At 62.2% G+C, this 927-nt stretch carries 1 protein-coding gene; it reads left to right on the forward strand.

Annotation, left to right across the window (positions count from 1 at the left end; all coding sequences use genetic code 11):
* Nucleotides 1-92 precede the first annotated feature (92 nt).
* Nucleotides 93-927: glutamate-cysteine ligase family protein (locus tag EOA36_RS36220; protein WP_245464572.1), on the forward strand; the 835-nt coding region annotated here is incomplete at its 3' end.

Here is a 927-nt window from a genome sequence, read left to right on the forward strand (position 1 = left end):
ACCTGTGGCTCAGGATTTTTCGCTTGATCGGCTACTGACATTTCGTCCATTTAGCGCCGGCGGTGGGTCCAACCGCCTTTGAGGGCTTGAAAATGGCGCGCGACACAACCGATTTCCGGCCAATCGAAGGCGTAGACGAGCTTGTCGAGCATCTAGCCGAAGGCAACAAGCCGCGCGAAAAATGGCGCATCGGCACCGAGCACGAGAAATTCCCGTTCTATGTCGATGGCAACGCACCGGTGCCTTACGGCGGCGAGCGCGGCATCCGCGCCATCCTCGAAGGCATGCAGAACAAGCTGGGCTGGGATCCCATCATCGATGACGGCCGCATCATCGGCCTGGTCGAGCCGACAGGCCAGGGCGCGATCTCGCTTGAGCCTGGCGGCCAGTTCGAACTCTCCGGCGCGCCGCTGGAAACGATCCACCAGACCTGCCGCGAGGGCAATGCCCACCTGGCGCAGGTGCGCGAGATCGCCGAGCCGATGGGCATCCGCTTCCTCGGCCTCGGCGGCAGCCCGAAATGGTCGCTGGCCGAAACGCCGAAAATGCCGAAGTCGCGTTATGAAATCATGACGCGTTACATGCCCAAGGTCGGCACCAAGGGTCTCGACATGATGTATCGCACCTGTACGATCCAGGTTAACCTCGACTTCGAGAGCGAAGCCGACATGCGCCGCAAGATGCAGGTGTCGCTGAAGCTGCAGCCGCTGTCGACGGCGCTGTTCGCCAACTCGCCCTTCACCGACAGCCGGCCGAACGGGCTGCAGAGCTGGCGCGGCGACATCTGGCGCGACACCGACAACCAACGCTCCGGCCTGCTCGAATTCTGCTTCTCGCCCGATTTCGGCTTCGCCGACTATGTCGAATGGGCGCTCGACGTGCCGATGTATTTCGTCATCCGCGACGGCCACTATCACGACATGACGC

Source organism: Mesorhizobium sp. M8A.F.Ca.ET.021.01.1.1 (assembly GCF_003998025.1).
Classification (GTDB): domain Bacteria; phylum Pseudomonadota; class Alphaproteobacteria; order Rhizobiales; family Rhizobiaceae; genus Mesorhizobium.